Source organism: Paraburkholderia sp. A1BS-2L (assembly GCF_051125205.1).
Lineage (GTDB): Bacteria > Pseudomonadota > Gammaproteobacteria > Burkholderiales > Burkholderiaceae > Paraburkholderia.
Genome location: NZ_CP120429.1, coordinates 1,174,514 through 1,198,792 on the forward strand (window position 1 = coordinate 1,174,514; position 24,279 = coordinate 1,198,792).

General features: G+C 66.1%; 23 protein-coding genes. 18 read left to right on the forward strand and 5 right to left on the reverse strand.

Going from position 1 to position 24,279, the window contains the following annotated elements; all coding sequences use genetic code 11:
- Positions 1 to 194: 194 nt before the first annotated feature.
- Positions 195 to 1,022 (forward strand): AraC family transcriptional regulator, encoded by an 828-nt coding sequence (locus P5W98_RS20025; protein ID WP_421026343.1) that lies wholly within the window; start codon positions 195 to 197, stop codon positions 1,020 to 1,022.
- Between the two features lie 12 nt (positions 1,023 to 1,034).
- Here the strand turns inward: P5W98_RS20025 and P5W98_RS20030 are convergent, their stop codons facing one another.
- Entirely contained in the window at positions 1,035 to 1,622 is a 588-nt protein-coding gene (locus tag P5W98_RS20030; protein ID WP_421026342.1) for a LysE family translocator, read from the reverse strand.
- Positions 1,623 to 2,050: 428 nt separating this feature from the next.
- Between P5W98_RS20030 and P5W98_RS20035 the strand changes: the two genes are divergently transcribed.
- The 3 genes from P5W98_RS20035 (at position 2,051) to P5W98_RS20045 (ending at position 5,982) form a co-directional block, all read left to right on the forward strand.
- A complete protein-coding gene (locus P5W98_RS20035; RefSeq protein WP_421026341.1) occupies positions 2,051 to 2,332 on the forward strand; it encodes a hypothetical protein in 282 nt (93 codons plus the stop codon).
- The gene (locus tag P5W98_RS20040; protein ID WP_421026340.1) at positions 2,329 to 4,119 is read left to right on the forward strand and encodes a hypothetical protein; all 1,791 of its coding nucleotides are present in this window, start codon (positions 2,329 to 2,331) and stop codon (positions 4,117 to 4,119) included. Before P5W98_RS20035 ends, P5W98_RS20040 begins: the two co-directional genes overlap by 4 nt.
- A 297-nt stretch (positions 4,120 to 4,416) precedes the next feature.
- Positions 4,417 to 5,982 carry a methyl-accepting chemotaxis protein gene (locus P5W98_RS20045; protein WP_421026339.1) on the forward strand — a complete coding sequence of 522 codons (1,566 nt, stop codon included), beginning with the start codon at positions 4,417 to 4,419 and terminating at the stop codon, positions 5,980 to 5,982.
- 15 nt (positions 5,983 to 5,997) lie between these two features.
- Here P5W98_RS20045 and P5W98_RS20050 read toward each other — a convergent pair whose 3' ends face one another.
- Entirely contained in the window at positions 5,998 to 7,545 is a 1,548-nt protein-coding gene (locus tag P5W98_RS20050; protein WP_421026338.1) for a transglycosylase SLT domain-containing protein, read from the reverse strand.
- A gap of 598 nt (positions 7,546 to 8,143) precedes the next feature.
- On the opposite strand from P5W98_RS20050, the gene P5W98_RS20055 reads away from it, so the two are divergent.
- From P5W98_RS20055 to P5W98_RS20070, 4 genes are all read left to right on the forward strand, one after another.
- Positions 8,144 to 8,389 carry a hypothetical protein gene (locus P5W98_RS20055; protein ID WP_421026337.1) on the forward strand — a complete coding sequence of 82 codons (246 nt, stop codon included), beginning with the start codon at positions 8,144 to 8,146 and terminating at the stop codon, positions 8,387 to 8,389.
- 318 nt (positions 8,390 to 8,707) lie between these two features.
- Positions 8,708 to 9,697: a DedA family protein/thiosulfate sulfurtransferase GlpE gene (locus P5W98_RS20060; RefSeq protein WP_421026336.1), complete on the forward strand. Its 990-nt coding sequence runs from the start codon at positions 8,708 to 8,710 to the stop codon at positions 9,695 to 9,697.
- 87 nt (positions 9,698 to 9,784) lie between these two features.
- Entirely contained in the window at positions 9,785 to 11,536 is a 1,752-nt protein-coding gene (locus P5W98_RS20065) for an FAD-dependent oxidoreductase (protein WP_421027050.1), read from the forward strand.
- Positions 11,529 to 12,803, forward strand: coding sequence for a winged helix-turn-helix domain-containing protein (locus tag P5W98_RS20070; protein WP_421026335.1), 1,275 nt, complete (start codon positions 11,529 to 11,531; stop codon positions 12,801 to 12,803). Before P5W98_RS20065 ends, P5W98_RS20070 begins: the two co-directional genes overlap by 8 nt.
- 82 nt (positions 12,804 to 12,885) lie before the next feature.
- Here the strand turns inward: P5W98_RS20070 and P5W98_RS20075 are convergent, their stop codons facing one another.
- Positions 12,886 to 13,161 carry a hypothetical protein gene (locus P5W98_RS20075; RefSeq protein ID WP_421026334.1) on the reverse strand — a complete coding sequence of 92 codons (276 nt, stop codon included), beginning with the start codon at positions 13,159 to 13,161 and terminating at the stop codon, positions 12,886 to 12,888.
- Positions 13,162 to 13,771: 610 nt separating this feature from the next.
- Between P5W98_RS20075 and P5W98_RS20080 the strand changes: the two genes are divergently transcribed.
- Positions 13,772 to 14,572: a class I SAM-dependent methyltransferase gene (locus P5W98_RS20080; protein ID WP_421026333.1), complete on the forward strand. Its 801-nt coding sequence runs from the start codon at positions 13,772 to 13,774 to the stop codon at positions 14,570 to 14,572.
- A gap of 82 nt (positions 14,573 to 14,654) precedes the next feature.
- A complete protein-coding gene (locus P5W98_RS20085; protein WP_421026332.1) occupies positions 14,655 to 14,966 on the forward strand; it encodes a thioredoxin family protein in 312 nt (103 codons plus the stop codon).
- Positions 14,967 to 15,020: 54 nt separating this feature from the next.
- On the opposite strand, the gene hpaR is transcribed toward P5W98_RS20085, so the two are convergent.
- A complete protein-coding gene (gene hpaR / locus P5W98_RS20090) occupies positions 15,021 to 15,416 on the reverse strand; it encodes a homoprotocatechuate degradation operon regulator HpaR (RefSeq protein WP_421027049.1) in 396 nt (131 codons plus the stop codon).
- Positions 15,417 to 15,588: 172 nt separating this feature from the next.
- On the opposite strand from hpaR, the gene P5W98_RS20095 reads away from it, so the two are divergent.
- From P5W98_RS20095 to P5W98_RS20130, 8 genes are read left to right on the forward strand one after another with little or no spacing between them, the layout of a single operon-like run.
- The gene (locus P5W98_RS20095; RefSeq protein WP_421026331.1) at positions 15,589 to 16,371 is read left to right on the forward strand and encodes a fumarylacetoacetate hydrolase family protein; all 783 of its coding nucleotides are present in this window, start codon (positions 15,589 to 15,591) and stop codon (positions 16,369 to 16,371) included.
- Positions 16,368 to 17,147, forward strand: a complete 780-nt coding sequence (locus P5W98_RS20100) for a fumarylacetoacetate hydrolase family protein (protein ID WP_421026330.1) — start codon at positions 16,368 to 16,370, stop codon at positions 17,145 to 17,147. Before P5W98_RS20095 ends, P5W98_RS20100 begins: the two co-directional genes overlap by 4 nt.
- 11 nt (positions 17,148 to 17,158) lie before the next feature.
- Positions 17,159 to 18,616, forward strand: coding sequence for a 5-carboxymethyl-2-hydroxymuconate semialdehyde dehydrogenase (hpaE, locus tag P5W98_RS20105; RefSeq protein ID WP_421026329.1), 1,458 nt, complete (start codon positions 17,159 to 17,161; stop codon positions 18,614 to 18,616).
- A 14-nt stretch (positions 18,617 to 18,630) separates the two neighbouring features.
- Entirely contained in the window at positions 18,631 to 19,494 is an 864-nt protein-coding gene (hpaD, locus tag P5W98_RS20110; RefSeq protein WP_421026328.1) for a 3,4-dihydroxyphenylacetate 2,3-dioxygenase, read from the forward strand.
- Positions 19,495 to 19,512: 18 nt separating this feature from the next.
- Positions 19,513 to 19,914 (forward strand): 5-carboxymethyl-2-hydroxymuconate Delta-isomerase, encoded by a 402-nt coding sequence (locus tag P5W98_RS20115; protein WP_421026327.1) that lies wholly within the window; start codon positions 19,513 to 19,515, stop codon positions 19,912 to 19,914.
- Positions 19,915 to 19,944: 30 nt separating this feature from the next.
- Complete coding sequence (hpaH, locus tag P5W98_RS20120; RefSeq protein ID WP_421026326.1) at positions 19,945 to 20,748, forward strand: 2-oxo-hept-4-ene-1,7-dioate hydratase; 804 nt, start codon at positions 19,945 to 19,947, stop codon at positions 20,746 to 20,748.
- Positions 20,749 to 20,787: 39 nt separating this feature from the next.
- Entirely contained in the window at positions 20,788 to 21,561 is a 774-nt protein-coding gene (locus P5W98_RS20125; protein ID WP_421026325.1) for a class II aldolase/adducin family protein, read from the forward strand.
- Positions 21,562 to 21,564: 3 nt separating this feature from the next.
- Positions 21,565 to 22,581: a 2-dehydropantoate 2-reductase gene (locus P5W98_RS20130; RefSeq protein WP_421026324.1), complete on the forward strand. Its 1,017-nt coding sequence runs from the start codon at positions 21,565 to 21,567 to the stop codon at positions 22,579 to 22,581.
- Between the two features lie 10 nt (positions 22,582 to 22,591).
- On the opposite strand, the gene P5W98_RS20135 is transcribed toward P5W98_RS20130, so the two are convergent.
- Complete coding sequence (locus P5W98_RS20135; RefSeq protein WP_421026323.1) at positions 22,592 to 23,884, reverse strand: MFS transporter; 1,293 nt, start codon at positions 23,882 to 23,884, stop codon at positions 22,592 to 22,594.
- Between the last annotated feature and the right edge of the window lie 395 nt (positions 23,885 to 24,279).

The window sequence follows — 24,279 nt, forward strand, 5'->3', positions numbered from 1 at the left end:
CCGGGCCTTGCGCCGTGCCGGACGCGCTATGACTGCGCGACTCGTGGCACGTGAGGCCAATTTATTCGGAGGGCATTATCGACGCTTATATATGACGAAATGATGAATGGACTTGCCGCCCGGCGACTCGCGCGCCCGCGCGGCTGCGTTAAGATGCGGAATCGACTCGCGCCGCATCGCCTCCGAGGCCCACCGTGCCACAACCGACCGACTCCACGCCCATCTTCTGGCGCGACCCGGCCCTTCCGTTCATCGAAGTCCGCGCCATTGCCGACGGCCGCAAGCTGCGCTACGGCCGCCATGCGCACGACACGTTCTCGATCGGCGCGGTAACCGGCGGGCGCAGCACCTATCTGAATGGCAACACGCTCGAGCGCGTGCATGCGGGCGCCGTGGTCATCGTCAACCCGAACGTTGTGCACGCATGCAATCCTGCCGCCGACGAAGCATGGTCCTATCGCATGTTCCATCTCGACGTGGGCTGGCTCGCGAAGCTCCAGCATGCGCAGGGCTTCGGCACGCAGGCGCAATTCGTTCCGTTCGCGCAGACGCTTACGTGGCGCGCCGATCTGTTCGCAGGGCTCGATGCGCTCTACGGCGTGCTCGTGAATCCGCACGAAGACGCGCTGCGCAAGGAATGCGCCGTCACGCAGTACTTCACCGCGCTCCAGCAGGCGCTCAATCCCGCGCCGCCCGAAAGCACGCCGCGCGAGCCCAACCCGCGCCTCGCGCGTGCCGCCGAGTTCATCGACGGCAACTACACGCGCACGCTCAAGCTCGAAGACATCTGCACGGCGGCGAACTTGTCGCCTTCGTATTTGATCCGCGCGTTTCGCGAGCAATACGGCATGACACCGCACGCGTACGTGGTGAACCGGCGCATCGAGTTCTGCCGCGCGCAATTGCGGCGCGGCCATGCCATCGCCGACGTCGCCGCCGCCGCCGGCTTCGCCGATCAAGCCCATCTTCAGCGCGCCTTCCGCCAGTTCGTGGCGGCCACGCCGGGGCAATATCGCGGCTGATATCCGGGCCGTTCATTCGAGCAGCAGCCACAGCGCGCTCGCCGCGAGCAACAGCGCCATCGTGCGGTTCACGAAGCGCACGCGCGCCGGTTCGCGCAGCGCCTGGCGCAGCGACGCGCCAGCCCACGCCCAGCACGCAATCGACGCATAGCACACCACGAAGTAGATCGCTGCGAACTGCCACACGATAGCGTTCCCGCCCGAGGCCGCAAATGCGCCCATGCCGGCAACGCAGGCGAGCCACGCCTTCGGGTTGAGCCACTGCATCGCCGCGCCGGTCATGAGCGACGGGCCGCGCGCGGCGCCCGGCGCGTCGATGCGCCCATCGTCGATGGCGAGTTTGTACGCGACGTACAGCAGAAACGCCACGCCCGCCCATTCGATCGCGCGCGCGAGGAATGGCCACTGCGCAAGCAACTCGCGCAGGCCGAGTCCGATCAGCAACAACAGCAGCGCAAAGCCCACCGTCGCGCCGGTCACGTGGCGCAAGCTCGCGCGCAGTCCGTAGCGCGCGCCCGCGCCCAGCGCGACGACATTGACGGGCCCAGGGGTGATCGACGTAGCCAGCGCGAAAGCGGCCATGGAAAGTGCAGTGCTCACGTTTCTCCTCGTTACGCCCAGCGGCGATGATTCACCGTCGAGCGTACGAGGCGCGCACGCGCCTGTATTGAAGAAAATTGCCTCAATTGCGGGAGGGGTGACTTCAGGTGGTCATGGCGGCCCCGTCTCCCGGGCGCGCGCGGCAATGCGCTCACGCAGCAGGCGCGGCGGATAGATATCGTGGAAGCCCCTCATGCTTTCGCAGCAAAATCCAACGTCCGGTTTAATCGCTGTATCGGTAATGCCTTTGTCGGAAATCAATTGATCGCGAATATCCCGGCATCTTATGCGCCATGAATTGAACGATTAATCAATTTTAAGAATTTTCGTGTATCGAGCGAAAAGCAGCCCTCCCAGGATAGGCAATCACGGCGGCGCCAGTCGTAGTTCTCATCGCAGCGCCGTTCCATCCTGAGAGGCGCTGACAAATGAAAGACGCAGTAACCGGGCGCGGCGTCGCGCGCCTTGGCGACACCACAGACCACGGCGGCAAAGTAATTGTGTCCGCAACGAACTTCGCGCACAGCGACGTGTGCTTGGCCTTCATCGGCGACCAGACTGCTTACGGTCTGGACTACGTAGAACCCGATAGCAGCCATCCTGAGGCGCTCCAGAAGCTTCCACACGCCAACATCAAACACGCCTACGAAATTCTCACGCCCGAGCAACGCGCGCGCGATCCGTATGGAAATCCGGGAGCATCGAAATGACGAACCGGTTCGAACACACCGTCGCGCAGCTCGACCGGGCCTCGTCAGCCCCTCAGGACCAGTCAATTCCTCGCGTCTCGCGCACGGGCTCAGGTGCGGGCAAGCTGCGCGGTACCACTGGCAGTAGCGGGCATCACCGCAGAGGCCAGCCCCGCACATGGGCCCGCGAAGAGATTGCGTTGCTGGGAACGATACCCGATGCGGAGATCGCCGCACGCATCGGAACCAATGCGTCGACGGTGAACCGGAAGAGGCTGGCACTCGGCATTCCATCGGTACGGGATCGTTCGTCGCACGAATGGAGCGCCGCAGAGATCGCGCTGCTCGGCAAGCTTTGCGACAGCGAAGTGGGAAGGCGTATTGGCGTGACACCATCGGTTGTCAGAGCGAAGCGGCGCACGCTCCAGATCCAGTCCATTCGCGGCGAGACTCATCACCGCCTCGAGTGGACGCCGGAACAGGTCGCCCTGCTTGGCACGATGCCGGACGCCGAACTGGCAAGCCGCCTGGGCGTCTGCCTGCTTACCGTGTTCAACGCGCGAAAGAAGCGCGGCATTCCGGCGGCGCTCAGGCAACGTGGAGGGCTCGGCTGCACGGACGCGCAGCGCAGGCTGCTCGGGACGATGCCCGATGCGAGCGTTGCGCAGTTGCTGGGCGTCACGCATTCGACGGTGTGGTCGTGGCGGCGCGAGCTGGGTATTCCATCGTGGAAAAGGCAGAAGGGAGCCGGTCAGGCAGGGCGAAGGACGCAAGCGAAACCGTTCAATCAACTCGTTGCGCAACTCTCCGATCAAGCGAGCGTCGCAGTTGATGTTTCCCACGCCCCGGGCGGCCGGCGATATGGACCGGGCGTTCGGGAGACGAGCAGGGATCGTCAATGGACACAGGACGAAATTGCGCTGCTCGGGACCATGACAGACGCTCAGGCCGCGAGGCGAATCGGCGGCATTTCCCCGGGCACCGTACAAAAGAAGCGGCAGTCCTTGGGCATTCCCCCCGCCACGCCCGCGCATCGTCCGTGGACGCCGGGGCAGATCGCCGGGCTCGGCGTGCTCTCGGATGCTGAACTGGCGAAGCTCGTGGGCCGTTCGACCCGGGCCGTCAACCACATGCGCAACAAGCTCGGTGTCCCTTCGGCGCGCGAGCAGGGCCACGTCGGCGCGCACATGTGGACGCGTGAACATCTCGCGATGCTGGGCACGCTGCCTGACCGCGAGGTTGGCGCATTGGTCGGTTTGAGCACCTACACCGTCCGCCAGAAGCGGCGCAGTCTGCGTATCCCGGCCGCAAGGCCTCGCGATAGTTGGCGCAACGAAGATATCGCGCTGCTTGGCACGATGCCCGATGCCGACATAGCACAGCAGCTTGGTGTAAAGCCGCATGTGGTCACCCGCAAGCGTCACGTGCTGGGCATCGCTTCGACGCGCCCGCAGCATGTGTGGACCGATGAACAGATCGCCCTGCTCGGCACGATGCCTGATGCTGAAATCGCGAAGCGTCTTGGTCTGTCGAATACCGCCGTACACAAGAAGCGCAATCAACTCGGCATTGCACGCGCGCACCACGCATGGACTGACGATGAACTCCTCCTGCTTGGCACCATGTCCGACGCGAGCGTCGCCAGGCTCGTCGGCGTCTGTATCAAATCGGTCAATAACCTGCGGCGCAGGCTTGGAATACCTTCGGCAAAGGCCAAAGGCATCAAGAGGAAATCGCAGGCGGTACGCCGCGCCAAATCAGACAAGACGGCAGCGCCGGTCCAGCGGCCCATGAAGCTCGCGGCATGACCGGCGAGCCTGTGCGGGGATCCAGGGCGCGCCGGCATGAGCCGGCCAATTGATCGGGGCGCTGATCGATGACGGCGATCCGGGGCTGTGCGGCGGCAGCGGAAGAACGGCTGGGGATGGCTGGAGAACGGCCGGATGAAACATTGAAGACACTGTCGCAGGGCCAGCTTCGGGATTGAAGGCCGATCAAGCAAGCCCAATCCCCTAAAGATCGTAGGGGAAATGCCGTTAATCCTTGCATGTTGTCGGGCCATGAGTGGCCCTATTGCAAGGACCGCAAGAAACGCAAGGAACCCCATGCGCAACAACCAGCCCATCACGCAGCAGGAATTCGACTATCCCGCTTCGCAGATGCTCGTCTCGGCCACCGATCTCAAGGGCCGCATTCAGTATTGCAATCCCGCGTTCGTCTCGGTTTCCGGGTTCGCGAAGGAAGAATTGATCGGCAAGGCGCACAACGTCATCCGCCATCCCGACATGCCGCCCGAAGCGTTCGCGGACATGTGGCAGACCATCCGCTCCGGCCATCCCTGGACCGCGCTCGTGAAGAACCGCCGCAGGAACGGCGACCACTACTGGGTGCGCGCGAACGTGACGCCGGTCTCCGAGCAGGGCGCGGTGGTGGGTTATCTGAGCGTGCGCGTGAAGCCCAGCCGCGACGAGATCCGCGACGCCGAAGCACTCTACGCAAAAATGCGCGAAGGACGTTTGCGTGGCGTGCGCCTGCGTCGCGGCGCGCTCGTGCGCACTGGCGTCCTCGGCGCGGCGCAATCGATCATGCGCCTGCCCGTGGCCACGCGCGTCGCCGCCGGCTATGCGCTCGTGCCCACCGCACTCGCCGCTGCGGGCTTCAGCGCCTGGCGAGGGCTGCCGCCCACGCCGTTCTGGTGCGCGTTCGGCACGGCGGCGGTATGCAGCCTCGCGGCCTGGCGGCTCGCCACGCGCCAGCTCGGTGGCCCGCTCGCGCAGATGTCGATGGCGTCCACGCGCATGGCGGCGGGCGACCTCACCGCCACGCTCGCGATTGCGTCGAAGGACGATCTCGGCAGCGTGCTTCAGGCGCTCAATCAACTGCAGGCCAATCTCACCGCCATCGTGTTCGACGTGCGCGCGCAGATTGCCGGCATGCTCGACGCCGCGCACGAAATCTCCTCCGGCAACCTCGACCTCTCGCGCCGCACCGAGCTGCAGGCCGCCTCGGTCGAAGAAACCGCCGCGACCATGGACCAGCTCACCACCACCGTGCAGGCCAACGCCGAGGCAAGCGCACGCGCACTCGATCTTGTGCGCGAGGCGCAGTCGGCCGCGGCCCAGGGCGGCTCGATCGCGAGCCGCATGGAGCACACGATGGCCGGCATCACCGATGCCTCGCAGCGCATCGCCGACATCACCGGCGTGATCGACGGCATCGCGTTCCAAACCAACATCCTCGCGCTCAATGCCGCCGTGGAGGCCGCGCGCGCGGGCGAGGCGGGCCGCTCGTTCGCTGTGGTCGCGGGCGAGGTGCGCATGCTCGCGCAGCGCTGCGCGGCCTCCGCGAAGGAAATCAAGCAGGTCGTGGACGCGAGCGTGAGCGAGATTGCCCAGGGCACGGAGCTGGTCGGCCACACGACCGCGCAGATGCGCGCCATCGACGAGGCCGTGAGCCGTGTCTCGGCCATCATCGTCGAGGTCGCCAACGCGAGCGGCGAGCAGGCCGAGGGCATTCATCAGGTTAACCAGGCAGTCGCGCATCTGGACAGCGCCACCCAGCAGAACGCCGCGCTCGTCGAGCAGGCGGCTGCCACGGCGCAGCGGCTCGCCGAGCAAGCCGACGTGCTCGACGAAGCCGTGCGTCTGTTTACGGTCGCGGGGACGCGATGAGAAAACCGCAGCTCGTCAGGATCCTTTCTGCATGCTCTCGACGGCCTTGTTGCGGGCCTGCTGGGCATCGGTGATCAGCTTGTACGCGGCGTAGTACTTGTAGATGTTGCGCACGTAAGTCGTCGTTTCGATCCCGATCTTGTCCGCCACGACGATCTCCACGTTGTTGAACCACTTGTTCGGGTCGAGGCCGCGCTGCACGGCGAGCTTGCGCATCTTCGCAATGTTGCCCGGTCCCGCGTTGTAGCTCGCGAACGCGAACAGCGTGCGGTCGCTGCCGCTGAAATGCGCGTCCGGGAAATACTTCGCCATCAGCTCATTCATGTATTTCGCGCCGGCATGAATATTCGCGTCGGCAACCGAGATGCTGCCTACGCCCATCTGCTTTCCGGTCGCCGGCATCAACTGCATGATGCCGATCGCGCCCACATGGCTGCGCGCCTTCTGATTCAATTGCGATTCCTGGAACCCTTGCGCCGCGAGCATCAGCGGATCGAATTCGTATTGCGCACCGTACTTCTTGAACAGCGCGAGCGTCTGCTTGAATCGTTGCTGCTCGGCGTCGCCGCCGTTGTTGCGGATCTGCTTGATGCGTTTCATATACTGCGCGAGGCGGTATTCGACCACGCTTTGCTTCTTCACGTAGCCCACATAGAAGTCGTTCAGCACCGCCTGCAATTGCGGGCTGTTCTTGCGGATCGCCCAGCCCGTGTAGCCCTCTCCGCTCACGGCGAGGTCGTCGCGCACCTTGATCTGCGGTAGCACCTGAGCCCACATACGCGCCTTCCAGTCGTCGACCACGATGATGGGCAGCAAGCCCGCGTTCACCATTTCCATGGCGTCTTCGTCTTCGAGCGCGTCGGGCAGCGGCATAATGCGGATCGGCGGCTTGCCCGCCTTGCGCAAGCGCTCGCTCAATTGGGTCAGGCTGCCGAAGTAGCTCGACGACTTGCGCACATAGACCTGCTTGCCGGAGAGGTCGTCCACTGACGCCAGCGCCGGCGCCCTGGGTCCCGTCACGACGAGTTCACGCATCGGCTTGCGGTCGCGGGGAGCGACGAAATCGACGCTCTTGAGGCGTTCGTCCGTGGCGGTCAGATTGCCCGCCGAAATATCGCCGAGACCGGCGTTCAGGTTCGTGAGCAACCGGTCGCGCGTGGTCGGGATCAGGTACACGGTCAGCGGCCGTTTCGCGAGCTGGGCCGCGTACTGGCGGTTGATATAGCGTTCGAAGTCGCGTGCGAGCTCGGCCGCGAGCCCGCGCTCGTGGCCCTTGTCGACGAAATAGAGCGTGCGGCTGTACGGCACGAGGAAGCGGATCATCCGCCGGTTCAGCATCTCGTCGAAGTCGCCGGTCCAGGGCTTGTTGGCGAGACTGAGCTTGCGCAGATCGCCCGCCGGCGCCGATGCTGCCGAAGCCGCCGATGCCGCTGCGGGGGACGCGGGCGCCGGCACCGATGCCGGCGCGGCGGCGGCGGGCGGGGCGGCCAACGCGCCACCCGGCAGCGCACACACGAGCCATACGAACGTCGAAGCGATCAGAGCGCGCTTGAAGATCTTCACGGCAGCCTCCCCATGGCTACACGGCGGCACGCCTCGCGCTGCCCCGTGACGGACGGTGCGTTACACCGCTGGTGTATGGCACCCATAATAGTTTATGTCTAAACCCGAGCATGGACTGCTTGTCTGGAGCCATCGACGCAAGCGTTTCGTAATCTCATTGCTTGCTGTGATTAAGCTGATAGATCGGCATAAATCCCATCTCGACGGCACCCGCGCGAAGCCGCACTATAGACCCCGTCAGCGCCCAGGACCTGGGTACTGATCCGAGTAACAACGGCGTTTCAACGGCTCACCTGGCCTCTACCAGGTGAGCCGTTTTTTCTTGCCCGAATGGTTGCGGGAACGATCATCAGCCAGAAAGCCCGTAAAGCCGGTTTGCTTCATGCCCATGACAACGGATCATGCGGCAACACACGGCGCATGCACCGTTGCACAGCGCGCAAAAATCCGCATGCGGGCACGCGTGCGCGCCTGGACTCGCGTTACACTCACTGGCCGGGGGGTACGGCGGCCTGCTGTGTGCGCCCGCGCTCACTACGATGAGACGCCACGCAACCGACCCCGTACAATGGCTCGACCACACACGAGGACAACATCAATGCGCATGACTGGGTCTTCCGGAAACATGACCCTGCTCACCGAGCATGACGACTCGACCGGGCGCGAGACGCGCTCGTTGCGTCTCGAATCGGCGCCCGACGGCAAGAGCCTTTTGCTGATCGAAGTCGACGAACGCAAGCCGGGCGTCCATCGCGAAGTGCGTTATGAAATCACGCCTGCGGAACTGATCGCGGCCATCCGCGCGCAGGGCGCCGAGCTTCCAGGGGAATCACACAGCCGGTAATTCACGGCCGCTAGCCGGCCTCCATGCCGGCAGCCATTGAGCGAAGACGCCATCGCGGCGCCTTCGCTGGCGCACGCGCGTTCGCGCTGCGCGTCTTGCGCCGCGCATCTTCACTATGCGCTTCATTCGCTTCGCCGCCCGCGCGGCAAGCCGCCCTTCCGCAATCCCCGCCGCGCCCATATCCACGGGCAACAAATTCGCATTGGGCGTATGCTTTGGACCTTGCTTGCACGCTGTCGAAATGCGTCCATAATCGAAACGTTATTCTTCCAGTTCGCGCCCCTCCGTGCGGCGCTCCCGGGACAAGGAAGCCAGCCGATGCTACATGACCTCATCGCGCAGTACGGGCCTGCGCTCGTGTTCCTGAACGTGCTGGCCGGATCGCTCGGCCTGCCCGTGCCCGCGATGCCAGCGCTCGTGCTGTTCGGCGCCATGGCCGCCATGCATCCCGGGTCGATCGGCCAGCAGGTTGCGCCGGTGCTCGGGCTGTCCATCGTCGCCACGCTCATCGGCGACAGTGTCTGGTTTCTCGCCGGCCGGCTCTACGGCGGCAACACGCTCAAGACGCTCTGCAAGCTCTCGCTCTCGCGCGACACCTGCGTGAAGAAGACCGAGCGCTTCTTCGGCCGCTGGGGCGTGCGCGTGCTCGCCATCGCCAAGTTCGTGCCGGGCCTGTCGATCGTCTCCGTGCCGATGGCCGGCGCAATGGGCACGCCCTACCGCCAGTTCGTGGGCTTCGACGGCATTGGCGCGGCGCTCTGGTCGGGCACCGGTCTCCTGATCGGCGTGCTGTTCGCCCCGCAAATCGACATGCTGTTCGCGGGCGCGAGCCGCCTCGGCCGTCTCACCGCGGTCGTGATCCTCGTCCTGTTGCTGCTGTACGCGGCGTATCGGTGGCAGCGCCGCCGCCAGCTCATCAAGAAGCTCGCGAACGCGCGCATCACCGTGGACGACCTCTATCGCGCGATGACCAACCAGCCGCCGCCCGTGATCTTCGACATCCGCTCGGCGGAAAAGCGCAAGCTCGATCCGTTCATCATCCCGGGCTCGCTGTTCGCCGACGAACGCCAGCTCAAGGAGATCATCCAGAAGTATCCGCGCGAGCAGAAGCTCGTGATTTACTGCTCGTGCCCCAACGAGATCTCGGCGGCATGGATGGCCAAGCAGCTTGCCGAGGCTGGTTTCGTCGACGTGCTGCCGCTGCTCGGCGGCCTCGACGCCTGGCGCGATGCGGGCCGCACGCTCGAACCGCTGCAGGTCATGGAACATCCCGAGGTGCCGGTCAACATCACGCCGAAACCTGTTTGAGCCGCGCAGATCCACGCGGCGTCCTCGCGCCGCCGCGCGCATGAGGAGAACCGCCTGATGGGCGCTATTGCAACCGACGCATCCGCGATGCCTCTGCGCGAGGCCTCGAACTCCACGTTTTCCGACACGCAGCCGCAACCCGCCGAGGCGCCCTTCTCGACGCTCTCCACGCGGCGCCACCAGATGTTCCCCATCCTCTCCGACGAGGAGATCGCGCGGCTCTCGCGCTTCGGCGAGCGGCGTCGCTGGGCGCCGGGCGAGTTGCTGTTCCAGACCGGCACGACTGGCCCAGGCATGTTCGTGCTGCTGTCCGGCCACGTGAAGGTGTTGCAGCGCGATGGGCTTGGACGCGAGCGGATCATCAACGAGCATGGGGCCGGCAGCTTCCTCGCCGAAGTGGGCCAGCTCTCCGGCGGTCCGTCGCTGGTGGACGGCCTGGCGCTCGAGCCTGTCGAGGCGCTGCTGATTGCTCCCGAGCGCTTGCGCGCGGCCATCGTCGCCGAAGCCGAGCTCGGCGAGCGCATCGTGCGGGCGCTAATCCTGCGGCGCGTCGCGCTGATCGAGAAAGGCGCGGGCGGCCCGATTCTGGTCGGCAAGCACGACGACCCCAGCATGCTCTCGCTTCAGGGCTTTCTCTCGCGCAACGGCCATCCGTACTCGGTGTTCGACGAGCGCGACGAAAGCAGCATGCTCTGCGTGATCGAGCGCTTCGCGGCGCGCGCCGAGGACCTGCCGCTCGTGATCTGCCCGGACGGCACGGTGCTGCGCCATCCCGCCTCGCCCGAGCTCGCCACCTGCCTCGGCCTGCTGCCCGACCTCGACGGCGAGCGCGTCTACGACGTGGCCGTGGTGGGCGCCGGCCCGGCAGGCCTCGCGACCGCGGTGTACGCGGCCTCCGAAGGCCTTTCGGTGATCGTGCTCGACGCGCGCGCGCCCGGCGGCCAGGCGGGCGCCAGCTCGCGCATCGAGAACTACCTCGGCTTTCCCACCGGCATCTCGGGCCAGGCGCTCGCGGGCCGCGCGTTCGTGCAGGCGCAGAAGTTCGGCGCCCATGTGGCCATCCCGGTCATGGTGCGCAAGCTCTATTGCAACGAAGCGCCGCGCCGCCTCGAAACCTGCAGCGGCAACGTGCGTGCGCGCACCGTCGTGATCGCGAGCGGCGCGAAGTACCGGCAGCCCGCGATCGACGGGCTCGACCGCTACACGGGGCGCGGCGTCTATTACTGGGCCTCGCCGGTCGAGGCGAAGCTCTGCAAGCACGAGAACGTCGTGCTGGTGGGCGGCGGCAACTCGGCGGGCCAGGCGATCGTCTATCTGTCCTCGCACGCGCGCCATATCGACGTGCTGATCCGCAAGTCCGGCTTCGAATCGACGATGTCGCGCTATCTGATCGACCGCATCGCCTCGCTGCCCAACGTCACCGTGCATCCATCGTGCGAGGTCGGCGCGCTGGAGGACGACGAGGCGGGGCTCGCGGCCATCCGCCTGAAAGCGCCGTGCCCTGTGTCGGGCGCGGAGCGCATCGACGCACGCCATCTGTTCCTCTTCACGGGCGCGGACCCCAACACCGGCTGGCTGCACGCATGCGGCGTGGCGCTCGACATGAACGGTTTCGTGCTCACCGGCGCCAACGACACCTCGTGCAGCCTCGCCACCTCGGTCGACGGCATCTACGCGATCGGCGATGCGCGCGCCGGCTCGACCAAGCGCGTTGCGGCGGCGGTGGGCGAAGGCGCCGCCGTGGTCGCGCAGATTCACCAGTGGCTGAGCGAAGCCAGCGTGCCGCGCGCGACCGTGACGCCCGCGGCCATGGCCGCGATGGCGGGCCTGCATGCGTGACGAGGCGGCGCTCGACATCGCAGCCGAGGCCAGCGCGCAACCATCTCGCACCACCGTGACGCTGCCGCTCGCCGCGGCGCGCACGCTCCATCTCGCGGCCCAAGGGCTGCTCGCGCCGCCGCGCCGCAAGGCCACCGCGGACGACGTGCTCGCCGCCATCCGCCGCATGGCGCAACTGCAAATCGACACGATTCACGTGGTCGCGCGCAGTCCGTATTTCGTGCTGTTCAGCCGCATCGGCCCTTACGACACGCGCTGGCTCGACGCGCATCTCGCCGAAGGCCGGCTCTTCGAATACTGGTCCCACGAGGCCTGCTTCGTGCCGATCGAGGACTACGGCCTGCTGCGCCATCGCATGCTCGACCCGTCGGGCATGGGCTGGAAATATCCGGCCGAATGGCATGCGAAGCATCGCCGCGAGATCGATGCGCTGCTCGAACGCATCCGCGCGAACGGTCCCGTGCGCTCTGCCGACTTCGCGAGAGAAAAAGGAGAAAAAGGCAGCGGCTGGTGGGACTGGAAGCCCGAGAAGCGCCATCTGGAGGTGCTGTTCGCGACCGGCGCGCTGATGGTGGCCAAGCGCCGTAATTTTCAGCGCGTCTACGACGTGACCGAGCGCGTGCTGCCCGACTGGAGCGACGCGCGCGATCTGCCCGCGCGCGCCGACGCCGAGCGCACGCTGCTGCTGCGCACCTGCCAGGCGCTGGGCGTGATCCGCACCGACTGGGCCGCCGACTACTACCGCCTGCCCCGCCGCCCGTATGCCGAGGCGCTGCACGCGCTCGCCGACGCGGGCGAACTCGTGCCCGTGCGCGTGGAAGACTGGAAGCACGATGCGTTCGTGCATCGCGATTTCGCGCCGCTCATCGACGACGCCGCGAGCGGCGCGCTGGCCTCGACGGCCACCACGCTGCTCTCACCTTTCGATCCGGTCGTATGGGAGCGCAAGCGCGCGACGGCGTTATTCGGCTTCGATTACGCAATCGAATGCTATCTGCCCGCGCACAAGCGCAAATACGGTTACTTCGTACTGCCTATCTTGAGCCGCGGTAAACTGATCGGCCGCGCCGATGCGAAGGCGCATCGCGCCCAGGCGGTATTCGAGTTGAAGTCGCTGCATCTGGAGCCGGGCGTGCGCGTGAGCGGCCGTCTCGTGAGCGATCTGCGGCGCGCGCTGCAACGTTGCGCGGACTGGCACGGCACGCCGGCATTGCGGATCGGCGAGGCGCCGCACGGGCTGGCCGCCGCGTTGCTCGCCGAACCTTGAATCTTGAAACCTCAAAGCGAAGCGCGGGCGGCGTGTACGTTGCACACGCCGCCCGCGCGGTTTTGCGTAGCGCCTGGGTTACTCAGCGCTCCAGCTTCACGCGCAGCTCGCGCGCCGCTTCAAGCAAGCCTTCATAGCCCGAGCGTGCATGTTCGGGCAGGTCAGGGTCGCCCACCAGCGCGCCCAGCGTCTCGATCAGGCTGAAGAGGAGGCCCTTGGCCGCGCCCCTCGCGATGCTGCCGCTCTTCACCCCTTCGTCGACGTGCGACAACGCCGCGTTGAGATTCTCCAGATCGTGCTTCTGCGCGTCGCCGCCTGCCGCTTGAGCGTCATCCTTTTGCGTGTCGTCGCTCGTCATGATGAACCGTTTCCCCTTGCTGGTACTTCGTGGAAAAAAAATCCCGCACTGCTGTTATATACCCATCGCAAGCAGTCGTCCATTGGCCGCCGCCGGGGTTGCCTGGCGGCCTGGCAGCGCCGCGGGCGGGTCCCGAATCTTCTCACCTTTGTGCCCATCCTGCCGGTGCGTGCGCCGCTCACGCTTGCCAAGGCTCATGGCGAGCGTCAAGAAAAGCCCTGAAAACAAGCGCCGGTTCGATCGCTTCCCGGCAAGTTTCCTGGCAAGCCGGTTGCGTGCGAGCCGGCTTCCGGAACATCCCGGAAACGCTCACCCTTGTGCAATGGAGACGCATTCGAGCGCGGGTTTCAGCGCTCGGCAACGCCAGGCGACACACCCGCGTATCCGGCGCTTCGTTGCACATTCCCCCTTGTTTCATGGCACTTTCTCTGTGGGGACATGATGGAAACACGACGCGCACGGAACCTGGACGGTGCGCTCGCGCGCAGCGTTTCGCTCACTCCTGAAAACACTCACCTTTGCGGCAAACGCATGCTCGTTCGCCTTGACGCGCCCCTCGCACATCCCCAGACTGAGCGAGTCCGCCGCGAACCCGATCATCCAAGAGCCCATGAACCCGGTCACGCCCTTCATTCCCGAACGCTTTCACAACGCCGCGCCGCATTACCTGAGCGGCCGCCCAGCGTACTCGCCGGCACTGATTCGCCGCGTCGCGCAGCGCGCCGGCCTGGACGGCACGCAGCGCCTGCTCGACCTCGGCTGCGGCCCCGGCCAGCTCTCGCTCGCCTTCGCAAGCTGGGTGAGCAGCGCCGTGGCGATCGACCCCGAGCCCGCCATGCTCGAAGTCGCGGCGCAACTCGGCGCGGGCATTGCGCCGAACATCGAGTACCGCCGCGGCAGTTCGTTTGAGCTCTCGCCCGCACTCGGCACCTTCGATCTGGCGGTGATCGGGCGCGCGTTTCACTGGATGGATCGCGTGGACACGCTCGCGCGGCTCGACGCGATCCTCGGCGAGCGGGGCGCCGTCACGCTCTTCAACACCACGCATCTCGACGACCCGCAGCGCCCCTGGGCCGCGCACTATCGTGACCTGCTCGACCGTTACGCCAATACCGATCCCGCGCGCGAAATGCGCCGCTCGCCGAACTGGGAGAGTCACACCGACGTGCTCGCGCGCTCGGCGTTCGCCGCCATCGAGCGCATTTCGGTGATCGAGTACCGGCGCGTGAGCGCGGAGCAGTTGAAGGCGCGCCCGCTCTCGATGTCGAGCCTCGCGCGCGAGCGCCTCGGCGATCAGCTCGACACGCTGCTCGCCGAAATCGACGCCATCGCCGCCGCGCATGGCGACGATGGCTGGCTCATCGAGCGCATCGAGTCGACCGCGACGATTGCCACGCGCGCGCTCGCCTGAGCGGCGCACGGCGCCATGCGGCGCCGCCAGCGCGCGGTGGCCGCCTGCGGTATCGTATGACGTCGACTTGAAAGGAGATCCAATGAGCTACGCCACCAAAGCCCCGGCCCGCCAGGAAATCGATGCGCTGAGCGGTCTCGCCGTGCTCGAATTCGGCACCGACTGGTGCGGGTATTGCCAGGGCGCGCAGCCCGTGATTGGCGATGCGTTCGCGAAGCACCCGGGCGTGCGTCGCATCAAGGTGGAAGACGGTCCGGGCCGCCCACTCGGCCGATCGTTTCGCGTGAAGCTGTGGCCCACGCTGATCTTCCTGCGCGACGGCGCAGAAGTCGCGCGCGTGGTGCGCCCTGGCGCAGCGGCCGAACTCGATGCGGCGTTCGCGGCGCTCGGCTGAGCGCACACCTTTTCAGAGCCGGCGCTAGAGCATTGTCAGGCGCCGCGCGCGCATTCACTCGAGCCCGGCCAGCAAATCGTCGATGGCCCGATATACACGCCCCACGACCTCCGTCCCCACCTCCGCTTCCAGCGTCTTGTAGCGCGCCTCCAGATCCTTCGAAATCGCCTTCACGAGCTGGTGGCTCTTCTTCGTGAGCTTCACGAGCACGCGCCGCTGGTCGTCGGCAAAGCGCTCCTTCGTCACGAGGCCCAGCGCCTCCATGCGCGCAAGCACGCCCGCCATGCTCGGGCTCGAAATCGTGCACAAATCGGAGATCTGACGCGGCTCCAGCGGCCCGCTCTCGTTGAGCGCGCGAATCACGCGCCACTGCTGCTCCGTGAGCCCATGCGCCGTGATCAACGGACGAAAGCGCTCCATCATCTTTTCGCGCGCGCGCAGCAGCAGCATGGGCAGATTGCGGTGCGCGACGCGCGTGGACATGCGGGAGGAATCGGACATGGTGGCTTGGTTCACTTCATTCCAGGGGAAACCCGCGAAATCTTCGTCGATGGTTGACGCTCGATCATAGCAAGCGCAGACTCACTTACATATTAGTATTTCCGGGAACACGAGTCACGACATGTTTTCACTGGCCGACCACCTGCTGCATCTCGAAGGCGAGGCGCTGCCGCGCGACGTGAGCGCAAGTGCGGCGCGCGCGCTGCTGGCCGGTGGCGCCCGCTGCCGCGCCCCCATTCCCGGCGCCGTGTACGGCACGCTGCTCAACGACAGCGCCGCGCTGGAAGCCCTGGGCGACGCCATGAACGCCGCGCCCTACAAGGCGCCGCCTCGCGCGCCCATCCTCTATCTCAAGCCGCGCAATACCCTCGCCGGCCATGGCGCGCGCGTGAGCGTGCCGGACGCGCAAGGCGTGCAGGTTGGCGCGTCGCTGGGCATCGTGATCGGCCGGACCGCCACGCGCGTCGCGCCGGGCGAAGCGCTCGATTACATCGCGGGCTATGCGCTGGTCGCCGACCTCAGTGTGCCGCACGAGAGCGTCTATCGCCCGTCCGTGCGCTTTCGCGCTCGCGACGGCTTCTGCGTGATCGGCCCGACGGTGCAGGCGCGCAGGCATGTCGCCGATCCGGACCGGCTCGCGATCCACGTCGACGTCGAGGGCACGCCGCGCTTCAGCGCAAATACGTCCACCTGCGTGCGCGGCGTCGCGCGATTGCTCGCGGACGTCACCGATTTCATGACGCTCTCGCCTGGCGACGTGCTCACGCTCGGCGTGCCGCACGGCGCGCCCGTCGTGTATTCCGGTGCGCGCGCAACCATTTCCATTGCGGACTGGCCCGCCCTTGCCATCGAATTCATTGTGCCAACTGCGGCGCCAACTTCGGCGCAAGGAGTCGCAGCATGATGCGAGGACGCGTTGCCTACGCAGGCGCCATCCACGAAGCGAGACCCGAAGGTCCGCTGGAAAATGCGCGCGTGCGCCTGGCCGATGGCCGCGTGCGTGATGAGCATGAAGTGGTCTGGCTCGCGCCGTTCGAGCCAGGCACGATCTTCGCGCTGGGCCTGAACTACGCCGAGCACGCCAAAGAGTTGCAATTCACGAAGCAGGACGAGCCGCTCGTGTTCCTCAAGGGGCCGGGCAGCGTGATCGGGCATCGCGGCGTCACGCGCCGCCCCGCCGATGTCGCCTTCATGCACTACGAATGCGAGCTCGCAGTGGTGATCGGCCGCACGGCGCAGGACGTGAAGTGCGAAGACGCGATGCAGCACGTCGCCGGCTACACCATCGCCAACGATTACGCGATCCGCGATTATCTGGAGAACTACTATCGCCCGAACCTGCGCGTGAAAAATCGCGACGGCGGCACCGTGCTCGGGCCATGGTTCGTCGATGCCGCCGATATCGCCGACATCAACGCGCTCGAACTGCGCACGTACGTGAACGGCGAATTGAAGCAGCGCGGCAACACGCGCGACCTCGTCACCGGCATCGCCGAGCTGATTGAGTATTTGAGCGGCTTCATGACGCTCGCGCCCGGCGACGTGATTCTCACGGGCACGCCCGAAGGCGTCGTCAACGTGAATGCCGGCGACGAAGTGATTTGCGAAATCGACGGCCTCGGCCGTCTTGTCAATACGATCGCGTCCGACGCCGAGTTCGGCCGCGCTTCCACGCAGTAAGCGAGAACCCCATGCGCATCGAACACCTGATCGACGGCCGCGCCCATGCGGGGCGCGACTATTTCGAGACCGTGAATCCCGCGAACCAGCAGGTGCTCGCGGAAGTCGCGCGCGGCGGCGCGGAGGAAATCGACCTTGCCGTGCGCGCCGCAAAAAATGCCTTTCCTGCGTGGGCCGCAAAGCCGGCGGCGGAGCGCGCGAAATGCGTGCGCAAACTGGGTGAGCTGATTGCGAAGAACGTGCCCGAGATCGCGCAAACGGAAACGCAGGACACCGGACAGACTATTTCGCAAACGGGCAAGCAGCTCGTGCCGCGCGCCGCCGACAACTTCACCTACTTCGCCGAAATGTGCACGGCGGTGGACGGCCATACCTACCCCACCAGCACGCACCTGAACTACACGCTGTTTCATCCCGTGGGCGTATGCGCGCTCATCTCGCCCTGGAACGTGCCGTTCATGACGGCCACGTGGAAGGTCGCGCCCTGCCTCGCGTTCGGCAACACCGCCGTGCTCAAGATGAGCGAGCTTTCGCCGCTCACAGCCGCCATGCTCGGCCAGCTTGCGCTCGAATCTGGCATTCCATCAGGCGTGCTTAACGTCGTGCACGGCTTCGGCAAGGAAACGGGCGAGCCGCTCGTCGCGCACCCCGGCGTGCGCGCCGTTTCGTTCACGGGATCGACGGCTACCGGCAACCGTATCGTGCAGACCGCGGGCCTCAAGAAGTTTTCGATGGAGCTGGGCGGCAAGTCGCCGTTCGTGATCTTCGATGACGCCGATTTCGAGCGCGCGCTCGACGCCGCCGTGTTCATGATCTTCTCGAACAACGGCGAACGCTGCACGGCGGGCTCGCGCATTCTCGTGCAGCGCTCGATCTACGCGCAGTTCGCCGCGCGCTTCGTCGAGCGCGCGAAGCGCATCGCGGTGGGCGATCCGCTCGACGAAAATACCGTGGTCGGCCCGATGATCAGCCAGGGCCATCTCGCCAAGGTGCGCAGCTATATCGAGCTCGGGCCGAAGGAAGGCGCAACGCTCGCGTGCGGCGGGCTCGATGCGCTCGCACTGCCCGATGCCCTGAAACAGGGCAATTTCGTGCAGCCCACGGTGTTCGTCGATGTCGATAACCGCATGCGCATCGCGCAGGAAGAGATCTTCGGGCCGGTTGCATGCCTGATTCCGTTCGACGACGAAGCCGATGCCATTCGCCTCTCGAACGACATCGCCTATGGCCTGTCGAGCTACGTGTGGACCGAGAACACGGGGCGCGCGCTGCGCGTGGCCGCCGCTGTCGAAGCTGGCATGTGCTTCGTGAACAGCCAGAACGTGCGCGATCTGCGCCAGCCGTTCGGCGGCTCGAAGGCTTCCGGCGTGGGCCGCGAGGGCGGCACCTGGAGCTACGAAGTGTTTCTCGAACCGAAAAATGTGTGCGTGTCGATGGGCTCGCATCCCATTCCGCGCTGGGGCGTTTAAATAGGGAAGCCGCAATGGGCAAACTCGCGCTGGCCGCCAAGATCACCCACGTGCCGTCGATGTACCTCTCCGAGCTCGACGGGCCGCACAAGGGCTGCCGCCAGGCGGCCATCGACGGCCACCGCGAAATCGGCCGGCGCTGCCGCGAGCTCGGCGTTGACACGGTCGTCGTTTTCGACGTGCACTGGCTCGTGAACAGCGAATATCACATCAACTGCGCGCCGCGTTTCGAAGGCAATTACACGAGCAACGAGCTGCCGCATTTCATCAAGAACATGCCATACGCGTACCCGGGCAATCCCGCGCTCGGCCACCTGCTTGCCGATGTCGCCAATGAATTGGGCGTAAAGAGCCGCGCGCACAGCGAGACCACGCTGGACCTCGAATACGGCACGCTCGTGCCGATGCGCTACATGAACGCCGACCAGCACTTCAAAACGGTGTCCGTCGCGGGCTGGTGCATGTGGCACGACCTCGCCACGAGCGCGCGCTTCGGCCTCGCGGTGCGCCGGGCCATCGAGGAACGCTACGACGGCACCGTCGCGATTCTCGCGAGCGGATCGCTGAGCCACCATTTCGCGAACAACGGCACGGCCGAGCAGTTCATGCACAAGGTCTGGGACCCGTTCCTCGAAGCCACGGACCGCCATGTGGTCTCGCTCTGGGAACGCGGCGACTGGACCACCTTTTGCGGAATGCTGCCGCTCTACGCCGAAAAATGCTGGGGCGAAGGCGGCATGCACGACACCGCAATGCTGCTGGGTGCGCTCGGCTGGGACCGCTACGCAGGCCGCGCCGAAGTCGTCACGCCGTATTTCGGCAGTTCCGGCACCGGGCAGATCAACGCGGTTTTTCCGGTCACGCCGCTGCCCGCCTGAATTTCGAAGGAGCATCTCGTGCCGCATCTCACCCTTGAATACAGCGCCAATCTCGCCGATGAAGCAAACATCGGCGAACTGTGCGCCACGCTCGCACACGTGCTCGACTCGCAACGCGACGCGAGCGGCGCACGCGTGTACCCGCGTGGCGGCATCCGCACGCGCGCACTGCGCTGCGAGCAGTACTTCGTCGCCGATGGTGATCCGCACAACGCCTTCCTGCACGGCTGCCTGAAGATCGGCGCGGGCCGCGCGCCCGAGGTACGCCGCGCCACCGGCGATGCGCTCTTCGAAGCCATCAAGCAGCACTTTGCCGTAGCGTTCGCCGCGCACGGGCTCGCGCTTTCGCTGGAAATCGTCGAGTTCGGCGAAGAAGGCGCATGGAAGCACAACAACCTGCATGCCCGGCTCAAGACCTGAGCGCTTGCATCGCAACCATCGGGAATAGATATGCTGGATCCGCAACGCATTCGCGAGCTGGCCGCGCAGCTCGACGAAGCCGAACGCACGCGCACGCAGTTGCGCCACTTCTCACGCGCCCATCCGTCGATGACGATCGACGACGGCTACGCGATCCAGCGCGAATGGGTCAAGCTCAAGCTCGCGGCGGGCCACATGATCAAGGGCCGCAAAATCGGCCTCACGTCGCGCGCGATGCAGCGCGCCTCACAAATCGACGAGCCCGATTATGCGCCGCTGCTCGACAGCATGTTCATCGAGACCGGCAGCGACATTCCTGCTGCGCGCTTCATCGTGCCGCGCGTGGAAGTGGAGCTCGCGTTCGTGCTGGGCCGTGCGCTGCAAGGGCCGCACGTCACGTTATTCGACGTGCTCGATGCCACCGCTTATGTCACGCCCGCGATCGAGATCATCGACGCGCGCATCGAGCAGTTCGACCGCGAAACGAAGGCGCCGCGCAAGGTGTTCGACACGATCTCGGACTTCGCCGCGAACGCGGGCGTGGTGCTGGGCGGCCGCCCGGTGAAGCCGCTCGACGTCGACCTGCGCTGGGTGGGCGCGCTGCTCTACAAGAACGGCGCAGTCGAGGAGAGCGGACTGGCCGCCGCCGTGCTCAATCATCCGGCCACCGGCGTGGCCTGGCTCGCGAACCGGATCGCGCGCCACGACGAGCGCCTCGAAGCCGGCGACGTAATCCTGAGCGGCTCGTTCACCGCGCCCATTACCGCGCGCGCGGGCGACACCTTCCATGCCGACTACGGGCCGCTTGGCGGCATCGGCTTCCATTTCGTCTGATATCGTTGCCGTCGCGCCAACTCAAAACGGAGACGCCCCATGAGCGCAACCCCCGACGAAGCCGCTCGCCCCGACTGGTGCGAGCCGCAGGAATGGGCCGCACGCGTGAAGCTCGCGGCCACCTACCGCGTATTCCACCTGCTGGGCTGGACCGAGCTGGTCTTCAATCACATCACGCTGCGCGTGCCTGGTCCTGCGAAGCATTTCCTGATCAATCCGTTCGGCCTCGCGTATGACGAGATCAAGGCGTCGAACCTCGTGAAGGTCGATCTGGACGGCCAGATCCTGAGCACCGGCGAGTATCCGATCAACCCGGCCGGCTTCGTGATCCACAGCGCGATTCACGCCCATGTGGACGACGCGCATTGCGTGATGCACACGCACACCACGGCCGGCCTCGCCGTCGCGTGCATGGAAAGCGGCCTCGCATACACGAACTTCTATTCGGCGCAGTTGCACGGCATGGTGGCTTATCACGACTTCGAAGGCATCACCGTGCACGACGAAGAAAAGCCGCGGCTGTTGAAATCGATGGGCGACCGCCGCCTGCTGATCCTGCGCAATCACGGCCTGCTCGCGCATGGCACGAGCCTCGCGCACGCGTTCGTGCTGCTCTGGACGCTCAACCGCGCGTGCGAGATCCAGTGCGTCACCGACTCGATGCGCGGCCAGACCATTCCCATCGACCCGGCCATCACCGCGCGCTCCACGCGCGACGCGCTGCAGTTCTCGCCCGCGCATGGCGCAGGCGAGAACGTGCTCGCGGCGCTGATCCGGCGCGTGGAGCGCATCGACCCTTCATACAAGGAGTAAGCCGTGAATGCCCCACAACGCACCATCACGGTAGTTGGCGCCGGCGCGATCGGCGGCCTCATTGCGGCACGGCTCGCGCGCGCGGATAACCGCGCACAGATCAACGTGCTCGCGCGCGGCGCGCATCTCGAAGCCATCCGCCGCGACGGCCTCACGATACTCGAGGAAGATTCGCGCTACACGGCCCGCGTGAACGCCACCGACAACGCCGCCGCGCTCGGCGCGCAGGACATCGTGTTCGTCTGCCTCAAGGGCCAGGCGCTGGTGCAGGCCGCCGCCTCGCTGGTGCCGCTCGTTGGACCGCACACGCATATCGTCTCCGCGATGAACGGCGTGCCGTGGTGGTTCCTCGCCGAGTTCGGCGGCGCCCACGGCGCGGGCCGCGACCGTCACCTCGAATCCGTCGATCCGGGCGGCGCAGTGTCGGCGGCGCTGCCGCCTGCGCAAGCATCGGGCTGCGTCGTGCATCTCTCGTCGTCGATTGCGGGACCCGGCGTGATCCGCAAGGGCCGTGGCAATCTGCTGATCGTGGGCGGCGCTTCGCAGCGCACGCCGGCGCACGCCAACGAAGCGTGCGCGCTGCTCGTGCAAGCGGGCTTCGAAGTCCAGGCCACCGGGCAGATCCAGCATGAAATCTGGGCCAAGCTCTGGGGCAACATGACGATGAACCCCATCAGCGCGCTCACGCGTTCGAGCGCCGACGTGATCCTCGACGACCCGCTGACCGTGAGCCTCGTGAAAGCAGTCATGGCCGAAGCCCGCGCGATAGGCGAGGCGTTCGGCATCGGCCTTGCCATGAGCATCGACGAGCGCAATGCCATCACGCGCAAGCTGGGCGCGTTCAAGACTTCCATGCTGCAAGACGTGGAAGCCGGCCGCACGCTCGAAGTGGAGGCGCTGCTGGGCGCGCCCTATGAACTCGCGCAGCGCGCGGGGGTGGCCGCGCCGGCGCTCGGCATGCTTTACGGCCTCGCGCGCCAGCTCGATGCAAATCTGGAGGCGGCGCGCCGGGCCGCTTAGAACGCCGCCCTCAATCCTCCAGCGGCTTGCCGGTGAGGTCGCGAATGAATGGCAGCGTGAGGCACGAAAGCGCCACGCACACCATCACGTACCAGGCGGGCGCGTGCAGGTCGCCCGTGAGCTTGATGAGCCAGGTGGCAATGGCCTGCGCGAAGCCGCCGAAGATCGCCACGCCCACGCTATAGACGATGGCCATGCCCGTCGCGCGCACCGCACGCGGGAACATCTCGGGCAGCATCGTGATGGCGGGCGCGGCCTGCAACGCGAGCAGCACGCTCAGGCCGCCCACGGTGATGAGCAGGCGCGCCGCGTCCGGGCCGGTAGAAAGCCACTGGAACGCCGGCCAGATCAACACCACCACGGCGAGGCGCGGCCAGAACACCAGCGCGCGCCGGCTGATGCGGTCGGAGAGCAGCCCCGCGAGCGGCCCGACCACGAAGGTCACCACGCCGGACACGAGGCCCGCCAGCAGCGCCGTGGTCGCGGGCACCTTCAGCTCGTGAATCGCGTAGGTGGGCATGTAGAACGTAACGACATAGGCAATCACCGTCGACCCCATCGTGAGCAGCGTGCCCAGCAGCGCGCGGCGCCAGTGGTCGCGCAGCACCGTGATCACTGGCATGCGCACGGCGCACGCGGCTGGGCTCCCCTGCTCCTCCAGACGGCGGCGGATCCACATGCCGAGCGGCGCAATCGCCACGCCCATCAGGAACGGCACGCGCCAGCCCCATGCGAGCAGGGTGTCGGGATGCAGGAACATCGTCAGGAGTCCCGCCATCAGCGCGCCGAACGACACGCCAAGGCCCTGGCTCGCGAACTGGTAGCTGCCAAGCAGCCCGCGATTGGCCGGCGTGCCCGCCTCGATCAGGAGCGTGGTGGAAGCGCCCACCTCCCCGCCCGCGGAAAAGCCCTGCAGCAGCCGCGCGAACACGATGATGATGGGCGCCGCCACGCCGATTTGCGCATAGGTGGGCGCAAGGCCGATCAGCGCGCAACCCAGCGCCATCATGAAGATGGTGAGCGTCATGGCGGGCTTGCGTCCGGCGCGGTCCGCATACGCGCCGATCACCACGCCGCCGAGCGGGCGCATCACGAAGCCCACGCCGAAGGTCGCCACCGAGGCGAGCAGTTGCCCGTAGCTCGACATGGTGGGAAAGAACAGCTTGCCGATCGTGAGCGCGAAGAAGCTGTAGACCGTGAAGTCGAAGAACTCGAGCGCATTGCCGATGGTGGCCGCGAATATCAATTGTTTGCGGCTCAGCTTGCCCTTGCTCGCTGCGCTGCTCATGCTGGCGCTGTTCATCGGCTGTCTCCGTTGGCCGCTGCGCGGCCTGGTTGAAGTGTCGTGCAACGGTAGCACTGGGGGCATATCCCGCGCCACTGATCAAAACCCATGCCGCCGCCCAGTTCGCAGTCGGCTCGCTGGATTGGCTGTTAGTTGCAATATTATGAATCAGCAGAACATCATCAGCAATCCGTATCGTGCAGGCGCGGCCCCTTCGGCTGGCGCGCGAAGCAGGAAAAGCGCAAGCCTTGGCGCGCGTCGACGCCCGTGTCCTAAATCAGCGTTGATTGATCCCGGCACAACGGGTGCGCGCTGCGCGCCTGAAACGCCGCCGCACGGCGCATACTCTGGGCCCTCACGCCGCGCGTGCCGTCGCGTCCATGACCTGCTCCGCGAAATCGGGGCACAAGACT

Excerpts from the sequence above, each read along its gene's own strand:
- P5W98_RS20035 (WP_421026341.1), top strand. The coding sequence starts at position 2,051 with ATGAAAGACGCAGTAACCGGGCGCGGCGTCGCGCGCCTTGGCGACACC.
- P5W98_RS20040 (WP_421026340.1), top strand. The coding sequence starts at position 2,329 with ATGACGAACCGGTTCGAACACACCGTCGCGCAGCTCGACCGGGCCTCG.
- P5W98_RS20045 (WP_421026339.1), top strand. The coding sequence starts at position 4,417 with ATGCGCAACAACCAGCCCATCACGCAGCAGGAATTCGACTATCCCGCT.
- P5W98_RS20055 (WP_421026337.1), top strand. The coding sequence starts at position 8,144 with ATGCGCATGACTGGGTCTTCCGGAAACATGACCCTGCTCACCGAGCAT.
- P5W98_RS20060 (WP_421026336.1), top strand. The coding sequence starts at position 8,708 with ATGCTACATGACCTCATCGCGCAGTACGGGCCTGCGCTCGTGTTCCTG.
- P5W98_RS20065 (WP_421027050.1), top strand. The coding sequence starts at position 9,785 with ATGCCTCTGCGCGAGGCCTCGAACTCCACGTTTTCCGACACGCAGCCG.
- P5W98_RS20070 (WP_421026335.1), top strand. The coding sequence starts at position 11,529 with ATGCGTGACGAGGCGGCGCTCGACATCGCAGCCGAGGCCAGCGCGCAA.
- P5W98_RS20075 (WP_421026334.1), bottom strand. The coding sequence starts at position 13,161 with ATGACGAGCGACGACACGCAAAAGGATGACGCTCAAGCGGCAGGCGGC.
- P5W98_RS20080 (WP_421026333.1), top strand. The coding sequence starts at position 13,772 with ATGAACCCGGTCACGCCCTTCATTCCCGAACGCTTTCACAACGCCGCG.
- P5W98_RS20085 (WP_421026332.1), top strand. The coding sequence starts at position 14,655 with ATGAGCTACGCCACCAAAGCCCCGGCCCGCCAGGAAATCGATGCGCTG.
- hpaR (WP_421027049.1), bottom strand. The coding sequence starts at position 15,416 with ATGCTGCTGCTGCGCGCGCGCGAAAAGATGATGGAGCGCTTTCGTCCG.
- P5W98_RS20095 (WP_421026331.1), top strand. The coding sequence starts at position 15,589 with ATGTTTTCACTGGCCGACCACCTGCTGCATCTCGAAGGCGAGGCGCTG.
- P5W98_RS20100 (WP_421026330.1), top strand. The coding sequence starts at position 16,368 with ATGATGCGAGGACGCGTTGCCTACGCAGGCGCCATCCACGAAGCGAGA.
- hpaE (WP_421026329.1), top strand. The coding sequence starts at position 17,159 with ATGCGCATCGAACACCTGATCGACGGCCGCGCCCATGCGGGGCGCGAC.
- hpaD (WP_421026328.1), top strand. The coding sequence starts at position 18,631 with ATGGGCAAACTCGCGCTGGCCGCCAAGATCACCCACGTGCCGTCGATG.
- hpaH (WP_421026326.1), top strand. The coding sequence starts at position 19,945 with ATGCTGGATCCGCAACGCATTCGCGAGCTGGCCGCGCAGCTCGACGAA.
- P5W98_RS20125 (WP_421026325.1), top strand. The coding sequence starts at position 20,788 with ATGAGCGCAACCCCCGACGAAGCCGCTCGCCCCGACTGGTGCGAGCCG.
- P5W98_RS20135 (WP_421026323.1), bottom strand. The coding sequence starts at position 23,884 with ATGAACAGCGCCAGCATGAGCAGCGCAGCGAGCAAGGGCAAGCTGAGC.